16 protein-coding genes and 2 pseudogenes are annotated in these 21,764 nt (G+C 62.4%); 11 read left to right on the top strand and 7 right to left on the bottom strand.

Translation table 11 applies throughout. The annotated features are described in order from the left end of the window. Positions 1-69: 69 nt before the first annotated feature. Positions 70-1,890 (bottom strand): hypothetical protein, encoded by a 1,821-nt coding sequence (locus M0D65_RS17545; RefSeq protein WP_266253821.1) that lies wholly within the window; start codon positions 1,888-1,890, stop codon positions 70-72. A gap of 335 nt (positions 1,891-2,225) precedes the next feature. Here M0D65_RS17545 and M0D65_RS17540 point away from each other — a divergent pair, with 335 nt between their 5' ends. From M0D65_RS17540 to M0D65_RS17505, 8 genes are read left to right on the top strand one after another with little or no spacing between them, the layout of a single operon-like run. Beyond that, positions 2,226-3,614, top strand: coding sequence for an MFS transporter (locus M0D65_RS17540; protein WP_266253820.1), 1,389 nt, complete (start codon positions 2,226-2,228; stop codon positions 3,612-3,614). Positions 3,615-3,649: 35 nt separating this feature from the next. Beyond that, the gene (locus M0D65_RS17535) at positions 3,650-4,858 is read left to right on the top strand and encodes a 2-methylaconitate cis-trans isomerase PrpF family protein (protein ID WP_266253819.1); all 1,209 of its coding nucleotides are present in this window, start codon (positions 3,650-3,652) and stop codon (positions 4,856-4,858) included. A 23-nt stretch (positions 4,859-4,881) separates the two neighbouring features. Then, positions 4,882-6,249 (top strand): MmgE/PrpD family protein, encoded by a 1,368-nt coding sequence (locus M0D65_RS17530; protein WP_266253818.1) that lies wholly within the window; start codon positions 4,882-4,884, stop codon positions 6,247-6,249. Positions 6,250-6,262: 13 nt separating this feature from the next. Beyond that, positions 6,263-7,168, top strand: a complete 906-nt coding sequence (locus tag M0D65_RS17525) for an oxaloacetate decarboxylase (RefSeq protein ID WP_266253817.1) — start codon at positions 6,263-6,265, stop codon at positions 7,166-7,168. Then, positions 7,165-8,574 (top strand): 3-isopropylmalate dehydratase large subunit, encoded by a 1,410-nt coding sequence (gene leuC / locus M0D65_RS17520; protein ID WP_266253816.1) that lies wholly within the window; start codon positions 7,165-7,167, stop codon positions 8,572-8,574. Before M0D65_RS17525 ends, leuC begins: the two co-directional genes overlap by 4 nt. After that, positions 8,567-9,202: a 3-isopropylmalate dehydratase small subunit gene (gene leuD, locus M0D65_RS17515; RefSeq protein WP_266253815.1), complete on the top strand. Its 636-nt coding sequence runs from the start codon at positions 8,567-8,569 to the stop codon at positions 9,200-9,202. The genes leuC and leuD overlap by 8 nt, the downstream gene beginning before the upstream one ends. Positions 9,203-9,260: 58 nt before the next feature. After that, a complete protein-coding gene (locus M0D65_RS17510) occupies positions 9,261-10,727 on the top strand; it encodes an MmgE/PrpD family protein (RefSeq protein ID WP_266253814.1) in 1,467 nt (488 codons plus the stop codon). A gap of 33 nt (positions 10,728-10,760) precedes the next feature. Continuing rightward, positions 10,761-12,218: an MFS transporter gene (locus M0D65_RS17505; RefSeq protein WP_266253813.1), complete on the top strand. Its 1,458-nt coding sequence runs from the start codon at positions 10,761-10,763 to the stop codon at positions 12,216-12,218. 24 nt (positions 12,219-12,242) lie between these two features. Here the strand turns inward: M0D65_RS17505 and M0D65_RS17500 are convergent, their stop codons facing one another. From M0D65_RS17500 to M0D65_RS17485, 4 genes are all read right to left on the bottom strand, one after another. Next, positions 12,243-13,076 (bottom strand): GntR family transcriptional regulator, encoded by an 834-nt coding sequence (locus M0D65_RS17500; RefSeq protein WP_266253812.1) that lies wholly within the window; start codon positions 13,074-13,076, stop codon positions 12,243-12,245. Between the two features lie 821 nt (positions 13,077-13,897). Beyond that, complete coding sequence (locus M0D65_RS17495; RefSeq protein WP_266253811.1) at positions 13,898-15,406, bottom strand: tetratricopeptide repeat protein; 1,509 nt, start codon at positions 15,404-15,406, stop codon at positions 13,898-13,900. An 84-nt stretch (positions 15,407-15,490) separates the two neighbouring features. Then, positions 15,491-16,219 carry a response regulator transcription factor gene (locus M0D65_RS17490; RefSeq protein WP_266253810.1) on the bottom strand — a complete coding sequence of 243 codons (729 nt, stop codon included), beginning with the start codon at positions 16,217-16,219 and terminating at the stop codon, positions 15,491-15,493. A 113-nt stretch (positions 16,220-16,332) separates the two neighbouring features. Beyond that, positions 16,333-17,166, bottom strand: a complete 834-nt coding sequence (locus M0D65_RS17485; protein ID WP_266253809.1) for an EAL domain-containing protein — start codon at positions 17,164-17,166, stop codon at positions 16,333-16,335. Between the two features lie 736 nt (positions 17,167-17,902). On the opposite strand from M0D65_RS17485, the pseudogene M0D65_RS17480 reads away from it, so the two are divergent. After that, a pseudogene (locus tag M0D65_RS17480) lies at positions 17,903-17,983 on the top strand (ESPR domain-containing protein); the annotation flags it as partial. Between the two features lie 62 nt (positions 17,984-18,045). Here M0D65_RS17480 and M0D65_RS17475 read toward each other — a convergent pair. Beyond that, positions 18,046-18,183 (bottom strand): hypothetical protein, encoded by a 138-nt coding sequence (locus M0D65_RS17475; RefSeq protein ID WP_266254177.1) that lies wholly within the window; start codon positions 18,181-18,183, stop codon positions 18,046-18,048. Here M0D65_RS17475 and M0D65_RS33135 point away from each other — a divergent pair. Further along, a pseudogene (locus M0D65_RS33135) lies at positions 18,176-19,234 on the top strand (YadA family autotransporter adhesin); the annotation flags it as partial. The gene M0D65_RS17475 and the pseudogene M0D65_RS33135 overlap by 8 nt on opposite strands. A gap of 1,357 nt (positions 19,235-20,591) precedes the next feature. On the opposite strand, the gene M0D65_RS17455 reads toward M0D65_RS33135, so the two are convergent. Beyond that, positions 20,592-20,735 carry a hypothetical protein gene (locus M0D65_RS17455; RefSeq protein WP_266253808.1) on the bottom strand — a complete coding sequence of 48 codons (144 nt, stop codon included), beginning with the start codon at positions 20,733-20,735 and terminating at the stop codon, positions 20,592-20,594. Between M0D65_RS17455 and M0D65_RS17450 the strand changes: the two genes are divergently transcribed. Beyond that, positions 20,689-21,720, top strand: a complete 1,032-nt coding sequence (locus M0D65_RS17450; protein ID WP_266253807.1) for a hypothetical protein — start codon at positions 20,689-20,691, stop codon at positions 21,718-21,720. The two genes, M0D65_RS17455 and M0D65_RS17450, sit on opposite strands and share 47 nt — an antisense overlap. Positions 21,721-21,764: the final 44 nt, after the last annotated feature.

The following is a 21,764-nucleotide window of genomic DNA, read 5'->3' as shown; positions in this document are numbered from 1 at the left end:
GCCGGCGCCGCTGCGCGACGCGCCTTTCTAACGTGGTGTGCCGCGCGTTCTGAGCGGCGGACATTCCTGCTACTGCGCAGCACACCCGTGCGTGTGGTCCAGCACCGCGCGTCCCGATGCGGTCTTGTCGGTCACGAGCGTACCCGCGACCGGCCGCGCCGCGCAGGCGAGCGCCCGCGCATTGTCGGTGCGGCCATAGCGGTCCTGATACCGGATTACCTCCACGACCTGCGCGAGCGCGTTCTCCATCAAGCCATTGTTCAGATCGGGACGCCCGTGAACCTGCTGCAGATCATGCAACGCGACGCGACCCGCTTCGCGCGGTTCGTCGAGTTGTAGCAGCGCGTGAATCCGGTTCTCCTGCGTATCGATCTGCGTATGCGGAACACTCGACTGCGATGGGTCGTCGATCGAGAGATCGGGTATCGCATCGGAGTATTTGCGCCCGAGCATCCGGTGGTGCGCGCGCTGCGTATCGTCGTTGCTGGTCTCGTATGACTGCACGGCGACGAGCAGTAACGGCGATGGCCAGTCGGTGGTTAGTACGCCGTCGAGCATCGCGGGGTCGTGCTCGACGAGTCGATAGATCCGCGTCGGATTGCCGGCGCTGCGTTCCGCGGCGAGCAATGCCTGAGCGCGTGCGGCACCGGTGGGTGCGCGTTGTGCGAGTTGCAGTTCGATCTGGCGTTGCAGGGCGGCTTCTCCCGATGCGCCGTCCAGCGCACTGGATGTAAAGGCGCGATTATCGACGGGCTTCGGCAGCAGTAAAGCGTCGAGCGCCTGCGTATCGCCGGCGATGCCGGCGAGCGCGGCCGGATCGTCGGGTAGCGTGGGCAGCGCAGTGTGCGTTGCGTGCCACGCACGATTCTGCACATCCCACCACTGCTCGACGCCGATACCCGCTTGCGGCAACGCCGCCAGCAACTGCGAGGCGGCGTCCGTTGCAAACGGCCAGTCCGACATCCGTTCGCCGACAAAGAGCCTGAGCTTCAGGTCGGCATTGCGGAATTCTTCATCGGTGACATAAGGCGACGCTGGGTGAGTGGACAGCAGGCCACTCAACTCGCTGTCTGTCGAGCCAGGTGCGGCCGGCGCCGCGCGGCGGTCGAGCAGCGCCGGCCAGGGCTGCGGCAACTGCGTGCGCCACGGTTCGATTTCAGCGGGCGCGCGAACAAACCACAAACGACACGCGTAATCGAGCACAGTCGGGTCGAGTGTGCCGTCCGCCTGCTCGATCGTGCGCAGACCATTCGATGCATCGCGGTCGCGGTTCATCGCGAGCCACAGACGCACGTTCAGATAGCGCAAGCGGGCCTGCTCGGCTGGCGTCAGGCTGTCGTGCCGCTGCTGAAGCGGCGCGAGCATGTCCTGTGCGGCAACGAGATTGCCGGTCTGTTCGAAATAGAATTGCGCCGCGATCCGGTAGGGATCGAATGGCGCGGTTGCGGCGAGCGGGCCGAGCCATGTCAGCCACTGCGCGTTGCGCATTGCGACGCGGGCAGGCGCGGCATCGTGATACCACTCCGGCGGCAACTGGTCTGCATCGCGATAACCGTTGATGCGGGAGTTTGCCTGCAGGCTCAACAGATAGCTGTCCGTGCATGCGGGGCGCACCGGCCCGTTACCTATCGGACAATCGAGCGACAACACCGCGAGCGCGGCGACGGGCGATCCATCTGGCTTCGCGAGCAGTGCGCGGGCGGCATCGGTCGGCACGAGCGGCGTGCTGCCCGCCGATGTGTCGGTGCCGGTATCGGCATCCGCGTACGCGCTCGATACCAGCGCGGCTACCAGCACCCCCACCGTCAGCGCCGACACAGCGCCCGCGAGCATCGCGGCGCGGGCCGGTCGCCGTGTCTGGCCAGAACGACGATCGAGTGAATGGAGCATCGGCGGCGGGGACCCCGAAAAGGCGTGCGTCCAGGCAGGAACCGGCGAATGCACGCGCAGGTGTTTGTTATTCAACGGCGGAGTTTACCTGTCTTCTCGATGCATGCGGCGGGTTTAATAAAACGTCACGGCAATCGTGGCTTGCATAAGCCTGACGGAAATTTACAACCATAAGGTGAGTCTTTTCGGGAGCGCTGTACTGCCCCTCCAAAACTGTGCGCGTCCACGTAAACCATAGCGTGCTTTCGTCTAAGATGTACTAGTAATATAACAATATCATCACAGATGAGATTGGGTGTGCGACGCTTGCGTACGCCCAGGCCCGGAGACATGCCATGCGCTACACCGCTGCCCAGCGGCTCGACAGACTGCCTGAATGCGCGTTTCACCGCCGGCTCGCGGCGATGATCGCCGCAGGCATCTTCTTCGACACCTTCGATCTCTATCTGGCCGGCGGTGTGATGGTCGCGATGGTGCGCAGCGGCTGGTCGACGATGGCGCAGAACGCGCACTTCGTCTCGGCGGGCTTTCTCGGCATGCTGATCGGCGCGATCGTGGCCGGCGTGACGGGCGACCGGTTCGGGCGGCGCTTTAGTTTCCAGTTCAACCTGCTGCTGTTCGGTCTCGCGTCGCTGGCGGCGGCGGCCGCGCCCGACATTCACTGGCTGATCGGCCTGCGCTTTCTGATGGGTCTTGGACTTGGCGCCGAAGTGATCGTCGGCTACGGCATGCTCGGCGAATTCATTCCGCCCGCGTGGCGTGGCAAGTGGGCCGCGATACTCACGCTTGCCGCGAACTCGTCCCTGCTCGTGGCGACGGTCGCCGGTTATCTGATCATTCCCGCGTTCGGCTGGCGCTGGATGTTCGTGATTGTCGGTGTCGGCGCGCTCGCTACGTGGTTCGCGCGCAAGAAGCTGCCGGAATCGCCGCGCTGGCTCGAGTCGGTTGGTCGATACGACGAGGCCGATGCGATCGTGGCGCAGATCGAAGTCGAAGTGGCGCGCGGGGCGGTGCTTCCGGAACCGGCCGTAGCTATCGAAACTCCGCGGCGCGATTTTCGCGTGTCCGATCTGTTCAGCCGCCGGCTGGTGCGTGCAACGTTGCTCGGCATGACGGTCAACATCGTGGGTTTTAGCGCGCTGTTCGGTTTCATCATCTGGATGCCGACGTTTCTCGTCGACAAAGGGCTGACGCTGTCGTCGTCGCTTGGTTATGCATCGCTGATGGCGACCGGTGCGCTGCTCGGCGCGGGGCTGGCGGCGTTGCTCTCGGATCGGTGGGGCAGGAAGCGAGGCATCGCCGGCATGTCGTTCGTCGCGGCTGCGCTGGGCCTGCTTTATCCGCATGCGCATTCGCTGGTCGTGGCGACCGTGCTCGGATTGCTGCTGTTCGCCGCGCTGTACTTCTGCGGCACGCTGGCCTTTTCGACCTACGTACCCGAACTGTTTCCCACTGAGTTGCGTCTGCGCGGCACGGCGATGTCGAACGTGGCGGGGCGGGCCGCTTCCATGCTCGCACCGCAGGTTGTCGTGGCGATTTTCCAGAGCGGCAGTGGGATCAACGGTGTGACCGCGATTCTTGCCGCGCTGCTGGTTGTGCAAGGCGTGGTGGTCGGGTTGTTCGGTATCGAGACGCGTAACCGGCCGCTCGATAGCCAGGCCGATTCGATTGCGCTCGGCGCGGCGGGTGGTCCACGTAGCACCGCCAACGCGAGCGGTTCATAAGCGGCGACGCCAACCGCTATTTGAAGGAGTACGTCATGCTGGTCACGAAACATCCCGAACTGCTTGCCGTGCCGTGCACGATCATGCGCGCGGGTACGAGCAAGGGTCTGTTCTTTCACGATCGCGATCTTCCCGAGCCAGGCGCGCAGCGCGACGCTGTCCTGATGGCTGCGCTGGGTAGCAGCGATCTGCTGCAGATCGATGGGCTTGGTGGTTCGCGTCTCGTCACATCGAAGATCGCCATCGTCAAGCCGTCGACGCGACCCGACGCCGACGTCGACTACACCTATGCGATCGTGCCGCCGGCGCGCGGCATCGTCGTCTACACGAGCAACTGCGGCAACATCTCGTCGGGTGTCGGACCGTTTGCAATCGATGCGGGCCTCGTCGATGCAACGGGGCCGATCGCCACGGTGCGCATTTTCAACACCAACACGAAGAAGATCCTGGTGGCGCACGTTCCGGTCAGCGATGGCGTAGCAGGCGTGACCGGCGACTTTGCGATTCCCGGAGTACCGGGCACGGGCGCGGAAATCTTCATGGACTACACGCAAACGATCGGCGCGAAAACCGGCCACGCACTGCCGACGGGTCGCGCGGTCGACACGATCGCACTAGAAGACGGCCGCACACTCGAGGTCACGATCGGCGATGTCGCGAATCCCTGCGTGTTCCTGCGCGCGAGCGACGTCGGTGCGAGCGGCAGCGAGCTTCCCGATCAGATCGACTCCATGCGCGCGTTGCTCGACACGCTGCGCGAAGCGCGCGGCAAGGCCGCCCAGCGGATTGGCCTGTGCGAGCACTGGACGCAGGCCGAACGCGATTCGCCGGCATTGCCGCTGGTGGTGCTGATTGCGCCCCCGGCCACCTATGCCGATGCGAAAGGTGAAACGGTTGACGCAGCGACGATGGATCTGCGCGCGCGTCTGATCTTCTACAACCGCTGCCACGAGAGCATGGCGGGTACCGGTTCGATGTGCACCGCCGCGATGTCGCGCGTACCGGGGTCGATCGTGCATCAGGCCGTGCCTGACGCAACGGGAGGCACGTTGCGTATCGGTCATCCGCTTGGCGTGATGACGGTCGCCGTCGAAGCGCGCAGCACCGGTTCCGTGAACGACATCGTGTACACACGGCTTGGTTTCAGTCGCACCGCGCGTCGTCTGATGGAGGGCGTCGTGTATGTGCCTCGCGCCGCCATTGCGAGTGCTGTTACAGCGGCTCCCGTAGAGGCTCACCTATGAGCCCATTCCGCCGAACCGCAAGCATGAAGATCGCTACGTTCGCCAACGGGTTCGACCCGGCACGTATCGACGGCGACCACTATCGGCTCTGTGCGCGCTCGTTTGCCGACACCTTCGCGTGCGCCGTGGCCGGACGCAACGAACCTGCCTCACGTGCCGCGTTGCGCTATCTGGAGCACGCCGGGCTTGTCGATCTCGAGGTGGCATCGATGCAAGGCAGTCGTGCGCACCTATGGGGACAGCCAGCAACCGCGAGCGCGGAAGCGGCGGCGTTCTACAACGGCGTCGCTGGCCACGTGCTCGACTACGACGATGTGACCGTGCCACTGCGTGGACACCCGAGCGTCGTGCTCTGGCCCGCACTGATGGCACTTGCCGAAGCAGAGGATCTGTCGGGCGAACGCCTCGCGTCCGCCTACGCGGTCGGCTTCGAGACACTGTGCAAGCTGGCGCGTGTTATTGCCGCCGCACAGTACGAGAAGGGTTGGCATTGCACCGCGACGCTGGGCGCCGTTGCAACCACGGTGGCGTGCGGGCATCTGCTGCGTCTGGACGAGGCGCAGATCGTGCACGCGATCGGACTCGCCGTTGCGCAGTCGTCGGGTGTGCGCGCGAACGTCGGTTCCGATGCGAAGTCGTTTCAGGCCGGCCAGGCGAGCGCAGCGGCAGTGCGCGCGGCGCTCCTCGCGCAGGCAGGCTTTTGTGCTTCGGCCGATGCGCTGGATGGCCCACACGGCTACGCGAATCTGTATGCGCACGGCGAAGACATCGGCGCCGCGTTGCATGCGCTCGGCCCCGATGCGCGGGAACTGGAGCGCAGCGGTCTCGACGTCAAACAGTATCCGATGTGCTACGCGACTCATCGTGTGCTCGACGGGCTGCTCGCGTTTCGACGCGAGCGTGGCGTCACGCTCGCCGACGTCGAACGCGTGTCGATCCGCACGAGTCGCGCTGCGCTGATACCGCTCACGCACCACCGACCGAAAACCGGGCTCGAAGGCAAGTTCAGCCTCGAATATGCGGTGGCCGCGGCACTGGCCGATGGACACATCCGTCTCGCCACGTTCACTGATGAAGCCGTCAACCGCCTGCATATCCAGCAGTTTTTCGAGTGCGTCGATGCATCCGACGGTGACACCCCCATGCTGCCACGCCGCGCGGACATCACGCTCGCACTGCGCGACGGAACCTGCGAACGACGCTCTATCGAGACCTTGCACGGCTCGACGCAGGACCCATTAACCGATGACGAACTGACGGCCAAGCTTGCCGATTGTCTCGACTGGGCGGGCAGCCACATCGATCCACAACGACTTTTTAGTCTCGCGCTCGACCTGCGGTCGCTGCGCACACGCGACCTGTTCAACGCTTTCGAATCACCGACGCATTGAAGGAGAAAACCCCATGAAACAAGCAATGAAATTGCGCGAGCAGCTTGCCACTGGCGAACTGCTGGTCGCACCCGGTGTATACGACGGGCTGACCGCACGCATCGCCGAGCAGGCCGGTTTCGGCACGCTGTACATGACTGGCGCAGGTACGGCGGCGGCGCGCGGCTACCCCGACTACGGTTTGCTGACGATGACCGAGATGGTCGAGAACGCCGGCGTGATTGCACGCAGCGCGAGTGTGCCGGTGATTGCCGACGCGGATACCGGTTTCGGTAACGAACTGAACGTGACGCGTACGGTGCGCGAATACGAACTACGCGGCGTCGCGGGCATTCATATCGAAGATCAGCTCGCGCCGAAAAAATGTGGTCATCTGGACGGCAAGGAACTGGTGTCACGCGCGGAATTCATCGCGAAGATCCGCGCCGCAGTGGCAGCGCGCACGAACCCGGACTTCGTGCTGATTGCGCGGACCGATGCCCGTGCCGTGCTCGGGTTCGACGAAGCCATATGGCGCGCGAACGCGGCGCTCGATGCCGGCGCCGACATCGCATTCGTCGAGGCGGCGCAAGGGCTGGACGAAGTAGCGGCGGTGCCGCGCGCCGTACACGGGCCGTGTCTGCTCAATATCGTGCGTGGTGGCAAAACGCCGGACATCGGCTTGCGTGACGTTGCCGAAATGGGTTACCGGATCGCAATCCTGCCGAGCCTGCTACTTGGGGCGGTGATCGAGAGTTGCGACCGCACGTTGAGCGCATTGCGCGAAACGCGCGTGCCGCCCGCGTCGGCGGGACATGCAACGGTGGGCGAGCGTTTCAGGCGCCTTGGTTCCGACGAATGGGATGCGATCCGCACGCGCTTTCGTGATCCTGAGCCCGAAGTAGATGGCGAACCGGCGATGCAAGGGAACGCGCGATGAAACCGTCCGTCATGTTCGACAAGGTATGGGACAGCCATGTCGTCGCGCAGGCTGGCGACGACATCGCGCTGCTGCACATCGACCGGTTGTTGCTGCACGACCTGTCGGGCACGGCCGCGCTGCACGCACTCCACGAACGGGGACTGGCCATACACAGCCCCGATCTCGCGTTCGCGACGCCGGATCACGCGGTGTCCACGATGCCGGGCCGTACCGGCACGACGTTCGCAGGCGGCGCGCGCTTGTGGGCCGGGCTCAGGGCGCTGTCGTCGCAAGGCAGGGTCCGCTTCTTCGATCTCGGCGAACCGGGCCAGGGGATTGTTCACGTGATGGCACCCGAACTCGGCCTCGTGCAACCGGGTGCGACGCTCGTCTGCGGCGATAGCCACACCTGTACGAACGGCGGGGTCGGTGCGCTTGCGTTTGGCATCGGTTCGTCCGAAGTCACGCACGTGCTCGCAACGCAGACACTGTGGCAACGCAAGCCGAAGACGCTGCGCATCCGTTTCGACGGCCGGTTGCAGGACGGTGTGTTCGCGAAGGACCTGGTGCTGTATCTGATCGGCCGTCTCGGCGCGCACGCCGCGACGGGTCATGCGGTCGAATACGCGGGCGAAGCGATCCGCGCGCTCGACGTCGAAGCGCGCCTGACGTTATGCAATCTGTCGATCGAATTCGGCGCGAAGATCGGCATGGTCGCTCCCGACGACACGACGTATGCGTACCTCGAAGGCCGCGCATACGCGCCGCGCGGCGAACTGTTCGCACGTGCCGTCGACTACTGGCGCACGTTGCCATCCGACGAGCTTGCGCGCTTCGACCGCGAAGTATCGTTCGACGCAGGCACCGTACCGCCGATGATGACCTGGGGCACGAGCCCCGAACAGGTCATCGCCGTCGACGGACGCATTCCCGATCCCGACACCGCGCCCGATGCCGCGCACCGCGACGCGTGGCGCAACGCACTCGACTACATGGGCCTGAAGCCCGGCGACGCGCTCGAAGGGACGCCGGTCGAATGGGTGTTTATCGGCTCGTGCACGAACTCGCGGCTCTCGGATCTGCGCGAAGCGGCGCGCCTCGCACGCGGACGGCACGTTGCACCCGGTGTGCAGGCGTGGGTCGTGCCGGGTTCGGAGCAGGTGCGGCGCGATGCGCAGGCCGAAGGGCTCGACCGCATCTTTCTCGAAGCAGGTTTCGAATGGCGCGAGCCGGGTTGCAGCATGTGCGTGGCGGCGAACGGCGAGACCGTACCGAGCGGCGCCCGGGCCGTGTCGACGTCGAACCGCAACTTCGTCGGCCGCCAGGGGCCGGGCGCGCGCACACATCTGGCGAGTCCGCAAAGCGCGGTGGCGGCCGCGGTCACCGGAGTCATCGCCGACAGCCGGAGGCTTGCACATGAATAAAGTCGACATTGTCACGGGTGCCGCTGCGCCGCTACTGCGCGCGAATCTCGATACCGATACGGTGATTCGCATCGAGCGTTTGACGCAGCAGCCGCGCCACGCGCTGGGCCAGTACGCGTTCGAAGCGTTGCGGCGTCGCGCGGACGGCAGCGAAGACCCCGACTTCGTGTTGAACCGGCAAGCGTATCGTGCCGCGCCGATCCTGTTGACCGGTGCGAACTTCGGCTGTGGCTCGTCGCGTGAAGGAGCTGTGTGGGCGCTGTTCGAAGCGGGCATCCGCTGCGTGATTGCGGAGAGCTTCGGCGAGATTTTCTATGGCAACTGTTTCCAGAACGGCATGTTGCCCGTGCGTCTCGACGCGCACCGGATCGCGGAGCTTGCTGCTTTGTCGGAAGCTGGCGAGCCGGTGACGGTGAGTCTGGTCGACTGCACGATTAGCGCCGGGAGCGTGCGTTTCTCGTTCGAGATCGATGCGCTTCGGCGCGATGCGTTGATGGCAGGTCTCGACGAGATCACGCAGACCTTCGCGTACCGCGCGCAGATCGCCGAGTGGCAGACCGCCGATCGCGAACGACGTCCGTGGATCTGGGTTCCGCTCGAACGGCAACCCGCCCAGAGCGGTAGTTAGCCATTGCGATCGATCGCGTGCGCCGCCGGCGTGCGCGGATTTTCATGAGGGAGCATCCATGAGCAGCATCACTGCGGTACCTACGACGGACCGACGCGGGGCATCGGGTGCGGTGCCCACCGATCCCGACGGCCCAACCGGCCGGCTCGCGAGCTGGCTCGCCGAATTGCAGATCGGCGATATCGCGGAGCGTGCTTTGGAGCGCGGCAAGTATCTGACGCTCGACGGTCTCGGCTGTGCACTGGTCGGCGCACGCTTGCCGTGGTCGAGCAAGGCCACCGAACTGGTCTGCGCGCTAGAAAGCGGAGAACGCGCGACCTTGATCGGTTCGGGTAGAAAAACCAGCGTGCCGGCAGCGGCGTTGCTGAACAGCACATTCATCCAGAGCTTCGAACTCGACGATTTTCATCCGCTTGCGCCGCTGCACAGCGCATCGGTGGTGCTGCCTTCGCTGCTGGCGAGCGCTGAACTGCTAGGCCGCGTGAACGGCGAACGTTTCCTGCTCGCCGCGATGTGCGGCTACGAAGTTGGCCCGCGCGTCGGGCTGGCGCTACACGGCTCGCAGATGCTGTCGCGCGGCTGGCACTCGGGCGCGGTATTCGGCACGCATGCGAGTGCGGCAGCCGCGGGCAAGCTGCACGGGCTCGATGCCGCGCAATTCGAAGACGCGCTGGGACTCGCGGGTACGCAATCGGGCGGCTTGATGGCGGCGCAATTCGAAGCGATGTCGAAGCGCATGCATCACGGCTTCGCGTCGCGCAGCGGTCTCTACGCCGCGGTGCTTGCGGCGGGTGGCTACACGGGCATCAAGCGCGTGTTCGAACGCGAATACGGCGGCTTTCTATCGACCTTCGGCGAAGGACACGCGCCCGACGCCACACAGATCGCGGCGAATCTCGGTAGCGTGTGGGAGGTCGAGAAGAACATCATCAAGCCGTACCCGGCGATGGGGGCGCTGCTTGCACCGATCGAGGCGGTGCTCGAGATACGCGCGCAGCGACCGTTCAATGTGGACGACATAGAACGCATCGAACTCGATCTCGCAAGCGCTGCGTTTCATCACGGCGGCTGGCAGGCTGCGCGGCCGCTCACGCCGATCGGCGCACAGATGAATCTCGCCTATGCAGTGGCGGTCACCGCGATAGACGGCGAAGCGCGCATGAAGCAGTTCAGCCCCGCACGCATCGATGCGGACGACGTGTGGACACTGATGCAACGCATCACCGTGCGTCACGAAACCTCGTACGACGAGGACGGCCCGCTCGCGCGCGGCGCGACGCGCCTGCGGATGTTCTTCACCGATGGCCGTTGCGAAGACATGCTGTTGCGCCATCCGCGGGGAAGGCCGCTCGTGCAGATGACGAATGACGAGATCGTTGCAAAGTTCCGTTCGCTGACAGGTGACGTGATCGATACGGCCCGGCAGCGGCGCATCGAAGAACTGGTGCTGCACATCGAACGGCTCGACGACGTCGGGGAGTTGATCGAGGCGCTGGCGCCGGTTGTCGCCAATCCGTTTGCCTGACACGTAGCGTGAACGACTTTCGTGGGGAGCGTTATGTCATCGCCAGGCAAGGTTATCGGTGCTGCTGAAGTGCGTACGACCGAGGCTGTTAGCACTTATGCCGTGACCGGCACCATCGGTGCGCGGCTCGACCGGTTACCCGCGAGCCGTACGGTGTGGATGCTTGTGCTCCTGATTTCGCTCGGCGGCTTCTTCGAGTTTTACGAGCTGTTCTCGACCGCGTATCTTGCGCCGGGCATCATCCGTTCGGGCATTCTCACCGAGACGACGAAGACGTTTTTCGGCATGACGGGTCTCGCGAGTTTCATCGCGGCGGCATTCGCGGGGTTGCTGGTCGGTACGCTGATGTTCGGCGTCGTCGCAGACCGGCTGGGCCGCCGTTCGGTGTTTACGTTCGCGTTGCTGTGGTACACCGTGTCGGCTGCGGTGATGGCGTTCCAGACAGACGCGGGCGGACTGAACTTCTGGCGCTTCATGGTGGGTGTCGGTCTCGGCGTTGAGCTCGTCACGATCGACACCTACCTGAGCGAACTGGTGCCGCGCCACGTTCGAGGTCGCGCGTTCGCGCTCAATCAGGTGATTACGTATCTGTCAGTGCCGACCATCGCGCTGCTCGCGTGGCAATTGGTGCCGCTCGCACCGCTTGGTTTCGACGGATGGCGCTGGGTCGTCCTGGTGGGATCGGTGGCGGCGGTGTTGATCTGGGTGATTCGCACGCGGATTCCGGAGAGTCCGCGCTGGTTGGCTTCGCACGGTGAGCAGGCACGCGCCGAAGCGGTTGTTGCTGCGCTCGAGGCGCGTGTCGAAAGAGATACCGGCAGGGCGCTACCGCCGCTCGAACTGCTTCAATCGCCCGAGCCACGCGTTGCCGACAGCGCCGAAACCGGGCAGCTGCGCGAGGTGTTCAGCCGCCGGTATCTGTCGCGCACCGTGATGCTGTGTACGTTTCACGTGTTCCAGACCATCGGCCTGTACGGCTTCTCGAACTGGGTGCCGACGTTTCTCGTCCGACAGGGCATCGACGTGACCGCGAGTCTCGGCTACACGCTCGGCATTACGCTCGTGATGCCTTGTGGGCCGCTGGTTGCGATGCTGTACGCGGATCGCTTCGAGCGGAAGTGGCAGATCGTCGCGTCGGCGCTGCTGGTCGCAGCGGCAGGTCTCGCGTTTGCCCAGGTGCGTCAACCAGTGTGGATCGTGCTGACCGGCGGGCTCGTCACACTGGGTGCGACCACTCTGTCGTACAACTTTCACGCCTATCAAGCAGAGCTTTATCCGACGCGCATCCGTGCCCGCGCGGTCGGATTCGTCTATGCGTGGAGCCGTTTGTCGGGCGTGTTCAGCGGCTTTCTCGTGTCCTGGGCATTGAGCCGGGCGGGAGTCTCAGGGGCGCTCCTGCTGATCGCTGCGAGCATGGGCATCGTCGCGCTGTCGATTGCAACGCTCGGACCGCGCACCAATGGGCGCTCGCTGGAGTCGCTGACTGGCTAGCGGTGGTTGTTACTGCGCTTGCGGCTAAACGCCGCGACGCTTGCTCCGTTTCGGTTCTTCCGGCTGCACGTCGTGAACGATCTGACCGGTGCCGAGCGTATTGATCTTGTCGACCGGCAGGTCGGTGACGATCCGGCTATGTTCCGGCGAAACAGTCAACGTCAGATGCTGTACCGGTTCGAGCGAGACGTCGTAGACGATCCGCGTGACTCTCAGCAACGGCATACCGACGTCGGTACCGAGCCAGTGTGCGAACGTCGGATCGGCGGCCACCGCGGTGACTTCCTGAATGACACGACCGAATTCGACACCCTGGTTCATCAGGATTTCGTACAACGCTTCTTTCTTGAGCCGGCTGGCGGTTACCTGTTTGCTGAAGCGCGCTGGAACCCACGCGTCCGACACCATGAGCGTGACATTGCCGGTCTTGCGCAAACGCAGCGCGTGGACAGCAGGTTCGTCCGGCGCCAGTTGTAGTTGTGCGGCAATCGAGGCCGGCACGTTCTCGATATGGACGCCGAGCACTTCGACTTTCGTGTCGGTGGCGCTCTTGTGCAGGGCGTCGACAAAACTGAGCGTTGCGGCCGCGCGCGCGACCGGCAGGTCTTCGCGCACGAACGTGCCGATGCCCTGGCGGCGCTGCACGAAGCCCTGTGCCTCGAGATCGGCGAGGGCGCGCCGCGCGGTGATGCGCGAGACGCCGAAGTGCTCGCACAGATCCTCTTCGCGTGGCAGGACGGCGCCGGCCGCATAGCGGCCCGTGACGATCCGTTCGCGCAACACGACGAAGATCTGCCGATGCAGCGCAGTACCGCGGGAACGGGGGAGCGTGGGCATCGCGGAGGGCGTGGTCGACATGCTTGAGGGTGCGGAAGAGACGGGTGGGTGCGTGTGCACAAGTTGTTATAACTTGATCACATTATAAGGGAGGACTTGTGTGGGGGTAGGGTCGCACGGCGATCGCGGGTAGAAAGACCGGCATGACCTGCGTGGTTGCGATGTTGATGGAATGAACTTGACCCGACGACGTGATGAACCATATTTGCATTTTGAGATGAAAGTTGTTTTCACAATTCTTATCATTTTCATATTTCATGATAGAAGTTATTTTTAAAATCTCCGAAAAATTCTTGACGATGACTTGGAGTCTGTCTACTCTTTGCAACTGTCGCCATCCTAATCTCTAGGCAACGCTATTGGCGATAAATTGATATAATCATTGGAGAAATTTCATGAGATCGACATATCAAAAGGCGTCACTGTTTATAGTGTCCTGTTTCGTACCGCTGATGGCTATTGGTGGTGTACAGTCAATTTCTCTATCATGCCAGTCGGACTCAACTGGAACAGGTGGTACCTGTCAGGTAACGGGAACGCCTCTTGGCAATCTCCAGAAGGTCGCATGGGTTGGGCAAAATGTGAATATGCAAATAACTAGCGGTACACAAGTTTCTTACCAGTGCTGGGCCGGTATACCTAATACTAACCAAACAATTAGCTCAGTGACCGTTAATGCTATTAATACGGACTCTGTTCCGACGACTCTTGCTTCAGCTACCGTCCTATTGTCATGCAGCCCCGGGTCTTGAAACTCTGCCTCCTGTAATTAAGTTTATCCGAGGACTTGCGTTTACAAGATCGGGTTGGCACCATTCTTTTCGACTTTGGGGAAAATTGGATTACCTTCCCCGAATTACGGACAGCGCATCAACAACGCGTGCGACCACACCCGACCAATCCGTTTCTTCCGCGTCCTGCCTGAAGAGCGTCACGACACCGGGGTACCACGCGGACGTCGAGCCCGCGCAGGTCCAACGCCAGTCGGTTGCCACGTTTGAAAGCAGGATCCATGTGGGCTTGCCAAGCGCTGCGCTCAGGTGCATCGCCGCAGTGTCTACGCCGATGACGAGATCGAGCCGCGACACGATGGCGGCGACATCGGAGAAATCAGAGATCCGATTTCCCAGATTCACGATGAAGCGATCACCCATCTCGCGTTGCAGGTCTGCGCCGCTCGCTTCCTTCTGAAGGCTAACAAAGGTGATTCCTTTGATTTGCCACAACGGTTCGAGTGTCTTCAGGCCTGGTAAAGACCGTGCAAAGTCGTTGGCATTGTTTGCATTCCCCTTCCACACCAGGCCGACTCGCATGCGACCTTTGGGCATGAGACGTTCCCATTTCGACGCTGCGTTGCGAGGCGCATGCAGATAGGGCAAATTCGCCGGGATCGAAGCGGGCGTTTCTCTCAGGTTGAAAGGGATACTCCAGAAGTACGTCCAGAAATCATGAGGTGGATAGGTCGATGCATCGAACGCCTCGCGGGCAATCACCGCATCCGCTTCGGGTAGCGTTGCAAACAACGAACGGGTCGCTGCGGAGCAGACGAGCGTAACCCGCTTGGCGCCGAGATCCTTGATTTTGCGCACATAACGAACGAGCTGTATCTGATCGCCGTGCCCCTGTTCTGGCCAGACAAGCAACGATGCACCTTCGAGCGTTTCGCCGCGCCACTGTGGCCAGGAAACGGGTGGAGGACTGGAGAAGACGTTCTTCAGATCGGCTTCATAGCGTGCCTCGAAGAGCGGCAAACCTTCGATCCAGTTGCCCTGGTGCAGTAAAAGAATCCCTAGATTGAGTCTGTAGGCAGCACTCTGTGGCCGAAGCGCAAGCGCATGCCGATAAGCCGCATCTGCTTCGTCGTAGCGGCACAGGTCTTTCAGCACGAGCCCGAGTGCGTTCAGCGCCTCATGGTTGCGAGGCGCATGCGCGATGGCACTGCGAATGACCTGATCCGCCTCTTTCAGGCGATGCTGTGAGCGGAGCAGCATGCTCAGATTCAGCAGCGCCTCGCCGTGACTGGATGTCTTTGAAATGGCGCGTCGAAACGATCGCTCAGCGTTGTCCCGCCGTCCGGTCATTTGATGCAACACGCCGAGATTGTTGTCTACGTCAGCCGATTGCGGCGCAGCCTGCGCCGCTTGCTCTAAACACGCTTCAGAGGCGTCGAAGTTGCCCAACTTCAGATGACACACGCCCACAATATTTAGCAACTCAGCGTGATCGCAAGCTTGCTCGAGCAGCACGCGCGCTTTCTGGATAGCGGTTTCGTATTGTCCTTGAGCGTAGCACTCCCTGATGGATGCGACGGCATCATCGTCTATCGATCGCTGTTCGCGGGGTTGTGGCATAGATGAGCGGATTGTCCGATGAGTCAACCCTGAACAGCGACCTGGAACAGTTGGAGCGCGACCCTGTCGAGGCAGCCCGAGACGTTACGGATTCGCCGTCGCGTCCGTCGCTGCGTTCGCATCGTCCTGACCGACCGCTTCGAGACGATATCCATAGCCATAGATCGGCGTAAGCCGAAAGCCGTTTTCAGGACGCAGGCCGAGCTTCGTGCGAACCATCGCGATGTGAGTATCCAGCGTACGCGACGGAATATCGGTGGTCTGTTTCCACACGGCGTCGAGAATGTGCGCGCGCGACAGCGGCCGGCTCAGATGCTGGAACAGCAGCAACGCAAGATCGAATTCCTTTTGCGTGACGCTGACCGGATTGCCGTCGACCGATACCTGCCGAACCTTCAGATCGAATTCGAGGTTGCCGAAGGTTTCTTTCGTGGAGGCCGGGTTCATCGGATACGAACGGCGCAACAGCGACGCAACGCGCGCAGTAAGCACACCGGGCGAGACGGGTTTGACAACGTAGTCGTCGGCGCCGGCATTGAGCATCGTCACGATGTCGGACTCGCGCGCGCGGCTGCTGACGAACAGCACCGGCAAGCGCTCGGACAGATTCTGTCTGACCCATTCGAGGATCTCCGCGCCCGACAGATCAGGGACGTTCCAGTCGAGCACCAGCAAGTCGAAGCTCTCGCGCCGCAATTGACGCAGAAGCAGTTGACCTTGCTCGAACGTATGGCAGGTGTGGCCGGCGGTTGTTAACGTGTCGTTCGTCAGTGCTGCCTGGTCCGCATCGTCGTCAAGTATTGCAATTCTCATGGTGCCCTCGTTCCACGGCTGAAGCTCCGGAGAGTCTATGGCATTTTGGGGTGCCATCCACGGCTTTTATGCATTTTAATGACGCTTCGGGGCGTTGACCCCGTACATCGCGATTAGCCGATCGCGATTGCGGCGGCGAACTTCGTCTGTGGCCGTGCGATGTGGTAGCCCTGCGCATACACTTCGGCACGCCGGCTCAGCCAGCGCAGCTGCGCCTCGGTTTCCACACCTTCGATCACCACCGTGACCGCGAGCTTATCGAGCATGTCGAGTACGCACGACATTACGGTGCAGGCCCGGTGCGAGGTCGGCACTCTGGCCATGAATTCGCGTGCAAGTTTGATCGTATCGATCTGCGTGGAGCTCAGGATGGCGAGCGACGCGTAGCCAGATCCGAAACCGTCGATCGCGATGCGTACGCCGAGTTGCCGCAGCGAGTCGGTGATCTCGCTGATGGCCAGCAGCTTCGAGGCGTCGGCGGTTTCGACGAGCTCGAGTTCCAGGTGCGACGGATCGATGCCGTAGCGCTTCGTCGTTGCCTGAATGGTCGTGATCAGTTCATCGTCGGCGAGTTGCGACGGCTGGATGTTGATCGATACGCGCGGCAACGGATGACCTTCGCGCTGCATCGTACGCAGTTGCTCGCAGGCCGATTCGAGAACGAAGTAGCTCGCTTCGCGCGCGGCGCGTGCATCCTCGAACGCCTCGACGAAACTGCCTGGCAGCAGCAGACCGTAATCGGGATGCTGCCAGCGCAGCAGACATTCGATACTGGACAGCCGGGACGTCTGCGCATGGATGATCGGTTGGAACGCGACGCGGAACTCGCCGTCGTGCAGACCTCTGCGCACGCGCGCGGCGAGCGCACCGTCGCTTCGCCGGGACGTTTCGCCGGCATCCATCGCACGGCTGGGTGGTGCGCTCAATCCACTACCGATGTTCTTCACGTTGCATTCCTCTGGGAGTCCCGCTGCGGTCGGACATCTTTGCGTTCCACAAGTGAACGGAAAAGGCGCTGCCGTTTGCAAGGCTGCAGCCTGTCGAGGCGGGCACGGCCGACGGCGATCGGTCGAATGTATGTTTGAAGCGGTTGTCGCCGCGCGCACGCGGGCGCGTGGTGCCCGGTCCGTCCGGCCAAATAACAAGATAACGCCGTTTGACGGATCCAACCGTTAAGAAAGGTCAAACGCAGCGATATTAGCCGGCGCGTCGGATTACCGACCGTCCGGTAGCCGACAAACGCCAGCGGTTAGCCTGGGTTTCCACCAGGGTTACGTGAACTAAACAGAACATTTTCGACGGTCGATTGCGGAGAATTTCTCATGAAAGAGATATTTTATTCTGCGTGAATAATGTCAATAATTTTACTGATGAATATTTAATTTAAAATCCTCAGCGCTTGAAGTTAGTTTATTGTCTAGACAAATGCAAAACTGTGTGGCCGCCCGCTCTGCCAGGTAAAAAGGGGCTTCGTAGGATGTGCAATATGTAGATTTGACATTTCTTTACGTTTCGTACATGACGATCTTTCATTATTTGACAATTGAAAAAAATACACGAAGATACAATCCGCTCACTTAAATCTGAGCGCGCAGCCCTTTGCATTTGTCGACAGATTGATTTCCATCAAGCGTTTGAAAATTCTGCTGCCGCGCACAGGCGCTACCGGAGAGGGGATTCGAAATGAATAAAACATATAGATCTATCTGGAATGAAGCTCTGGGTGCCTGGGTTGCGGCTTCGGAGCTTGCGTCTGCGCGTGGCAAACCGAGTAAATCGGCGGTAGCGAAGGCGATTGCAGCACTGGTTGTCGCGGGCGCGGGGGTTCACAGCAACGTCGCCTTTGCGCAGTACTCGGCGGGCGGCGGTACGGCGTCGGGCTCGCAGGCGATTTCGATCGGCGGTGTTAGCGGCACATTTGCATCGAGCGCGACGACGGCGTCCGGCACCACCTCGATTGCCATCGGTGCCAACGCAACGGCGAGCGGCAATTACTCGCAGGCTTTCGGTCAGAACAGCACGGCAAACGCAGCCAGCGCCATCGGGATGGGTTCGGGCTCGAAGGCGACCGGCACTGGCGCAACGGCGATCGGTAACGATACGACGGCGTCGGGTTCGAGCGCGATTGCGATTGGCGGCGGCAATAGCACGGGCACCGGCGGTGCGGCGGCGCTTGCTGCCCAGGGCATCGCGATCGGCCGCTCCTCGAGCGTGGTGCTGGCGGCGACGAACGGGCTTGCCGTTGGCGTAGGCGCGACGTCGAGTGCGTCGAACGCGGTTGCGCTGGGCGTGTCGTCCACGGCGAGCGGGGCCTCGGCAGTCGCGCTTGGTACGTCGACGGCTAGCGGGACGAACTCACTTGGGTTTGGCACATCGGCGTCGTCATCGGGAGTCGGTTCTATTGCGATAGGGCCAAGCGCCACTAGCTCGGCGCAGCAAGCGATAGCCATTGGCAGCAATTCTACGGCGTCGACGTTGACGGCCACTGCGGTAGGACAAGGGAGTGTAGCGGGCAACGCCAGCGGTACCGCTCAGCAGGCTTCGGCGTTCGGTACTCTTGCGACGGCCTCGGCGAGTGCTGCGACCGCGTTTGGTTCGAGCGCTACTGCGAGCGGTGCCAGTTCGGTTGCCATGGGGCCGATTGCGATAGCGTCGGGGAACGCAGGGATTGCCGTAGGCACTTTCTCGACCGCGAGCGGCAGCAGCGCGGCCGCGATCGGTGTTGGTGCGACAGCGTCCAACTTCCAGGCTATGGCGGTCGGCGTTAACGCGAATGCTGCTGGGACGAATTCGCTGGCGTTGGGTACCTCGTCCACTGCGGCGTACACGAACAGCGTGGCGCTTGGGGCCAACAGCGTCACCGGCGCGGCTCCGCCGACAGGCACCGGTTACCTGACCGGACAGACGGCGCCGCTGTCGGAAGTGTCGGTGGGCAGCTCGACGGCGTTGCGCCGGATTACCAATGTGGCCGACGGCTCCGCGCCGCAGGATGCCGTGACCGTGTCGCAGTTGAGCACCGGCATGAGCACGACGACGAGCAGCCTTTCGAGCTTGTCGACTTCGGCTTCGACGGGGATCACTTCGTTGTCGACCGGCGTGAATTCGCTGTCGACCGGTCTCAGCACGACGAACAGCAATCTCACGAGCCTGTCGAGTTCGACGTCGAGTGGCATCACTTCGTTGTCGACTGGCCTGAGCACGACCAACAGTAACGTGACGAGCCTGTCGAGCTCGACGTCGACGGGGCTGAGCACCGCGGTGAGTCGCGACGCGAGTCTGTCTACCGGTCTGAGCACCACCAACAGCAATGTGACGAGCCTGTCGAGCTCGGCGTCCACGGGCATTAGCTCGCTGTCTACCGGTCTGAGCACGGCCGGCGCCAGCGTGGCGAGTCTGTCGACGGGTATCAGTTCCTTGTCCACGTCGACTTCGACGGGCATCACCAGCCTGTCGACTGGCCTGAGCACGACGAACAGCAATGTAACGAGCCTGTCGAGCTCCGCGTCCACGGGCATTGGCTCGCTGTCGACGTCCGCTTCGACCGGCATCGCGTCGTTGTCTACCTCGACCTCGACGGGCATCACCAGCCTGTCGACCGGGCTGAGCACGACCAACAGCAATGTGACGAGCCTGTCGAGCTCCACGTCCACGGGCATTGGCTCGCTGTCGACGTCCGCTTCGACCGGCATCGCGTCGTTGNGTCCACCTCGACGTCGACGGGCATCACCAGCCTGTCGACCGGGCTGAGCACGACCAACAGCAATGTAACGAGCCTGTCGAGCTCCACGTCCACGGGTATCGGTTCGCTGTCGACGTCCGCTTCGACCGGCATCGCGTCGTTGTCTACCTCGACTTCGACGGGTATCAACAGCCTGTCGACCGGGCTGAGCACGACTAACAGCAATGTAACGAGCCTGTCGAGCTCGACATCCACGGGCATCGGCTCGCTGTCGACGTCGGCTTCGACCGGTATCACCAGTCTGTCGACTGGTTTGAGTACGACCAACAGCAATGTGACGAGTCTGTCGAGCTCCACGTCGACGGGTATCGGCTCGCTTTCCACGTCGGCTTCGACCGGTATCACCAGCCTGTCGACTGGCTTGAGCACGACCAATAGCAACGTCAGCAGTCTGTCGACCGGCCTGAGCACGACGAGCAGCGGTATCGTCAGTCTCTCGAGCTCGACTTCGAGCGGTATCGGCTCGTTGTCGACCGGTCTGAACACGTTGTCCACGTCGACTTCGACGGGCATCACGTCGCTGTCGACGGGCCTGAGCACGACGGGCAGCAGCGTGTCGAGCTTGTCCACCGTTGTGTCGGCCACGCGCTCGCACTACTACAGCGTCAACGACAACGGCGTACAGCAGGGCAACTACAACAACAACGGTGCGACCGGGGTGAACGCGATGGCGTTGGGCCCGAATGCGAGCGCATCGGCGTCCAATGGCGTCGCGATCGGCAACGGCGCGGTGGCCAGCAGCGCGGGCAGCGTGGCGCTGGGTGCGGGCAGTACCACGAGTGCGACTGCGCCGACGGGTACGGGCTATCTGACCGGACAGGCAGCGCCGCAGTCGGAAGTGTCGGTGGGTAACTCGACGGCGTTGCGCCGGATTACCAATGTGGCCGATGGCTCCGCGCCGCAGGATGCGGTGACCGTGTCGCAGCTGAGCACCGGCATGAGCACGACGACGAGCAGCATTTCGAGCTTGTCGACTTCGGCTTCGACGGGCATTACATCGCTGTCGACCGGTTTGAGCACGACGAACAGCAATGTAACGAGTCTGTCGAGCTCGACGTCGAGCGGCATCAGCTCGCTGTCGACGGGTCTCAGTACGACCAATAGCAATGTGACGAGTTTGTCGACTTCAGCTTCGACGGGGATCACTTCGCTGTCGACTGGGCTGAGCACGACGAACAGCAATGTAACGAGTCTGTCGAGTTCGACGTCGAGCGGCATCAGCTCGCTGTCGACGGGTCTCAGTACGACCAATAGCACGGNNAATGTGACGAGTTTGTCGACTTCAGCTTCGACGGGGATCACTTCGCTGTCGACCGGTTTGAGCACGACGAACAGCAATGTAACGAGCCTGTCGAGCTCGACGTCCACCGGCATCAGCTCGCTGTCAACTGGTGTGAATTCGTTGTCGACGTCCACATCGACCGGCATCTCGTCGCTGTCCACTTCGACTTCGACTGGCATTAACAGCCTGTCGACGGGGTTGAGCACGACTAACAGCAATGTGACGAGCCTGTCGAGCTCGACGTCCACCGGCATCAGCTCGCTGTCAACCGGTGTGAATTCGTTGTCGACGTCCGCATCGACCGGCATCTCGTCGCTGTCCACTTCGACTTCGACTGGCATTAACAGCCTGNNTGTCGACGGGTCTGAGCACGACGAACAGCAATGTGACGAGCCTGTCGAGCTCCGCATCCACGGGCATCAGCTCGCTGTCGACGGGTGTGAACTCGCTGTCCACGTCCACCTCGACAGGCATCAGTAGCCTGTCGACGGGTCTGAGCACGACGAACAGCAACGTAACGAGTC

This window comes from Paraburkholderia sp. CHISQ3 (assembly GCF_030464945.1).
GTDB lineage: Bacteria > Pseudomonadota > Gammaproteobacteria > Burkholderiales > Burkholderiaceae > Paraburkholderia > Paraburkholderia megapolitana.
This window is presented reverse-complemented; position numbering and strand designations above follow the sequence as displayed.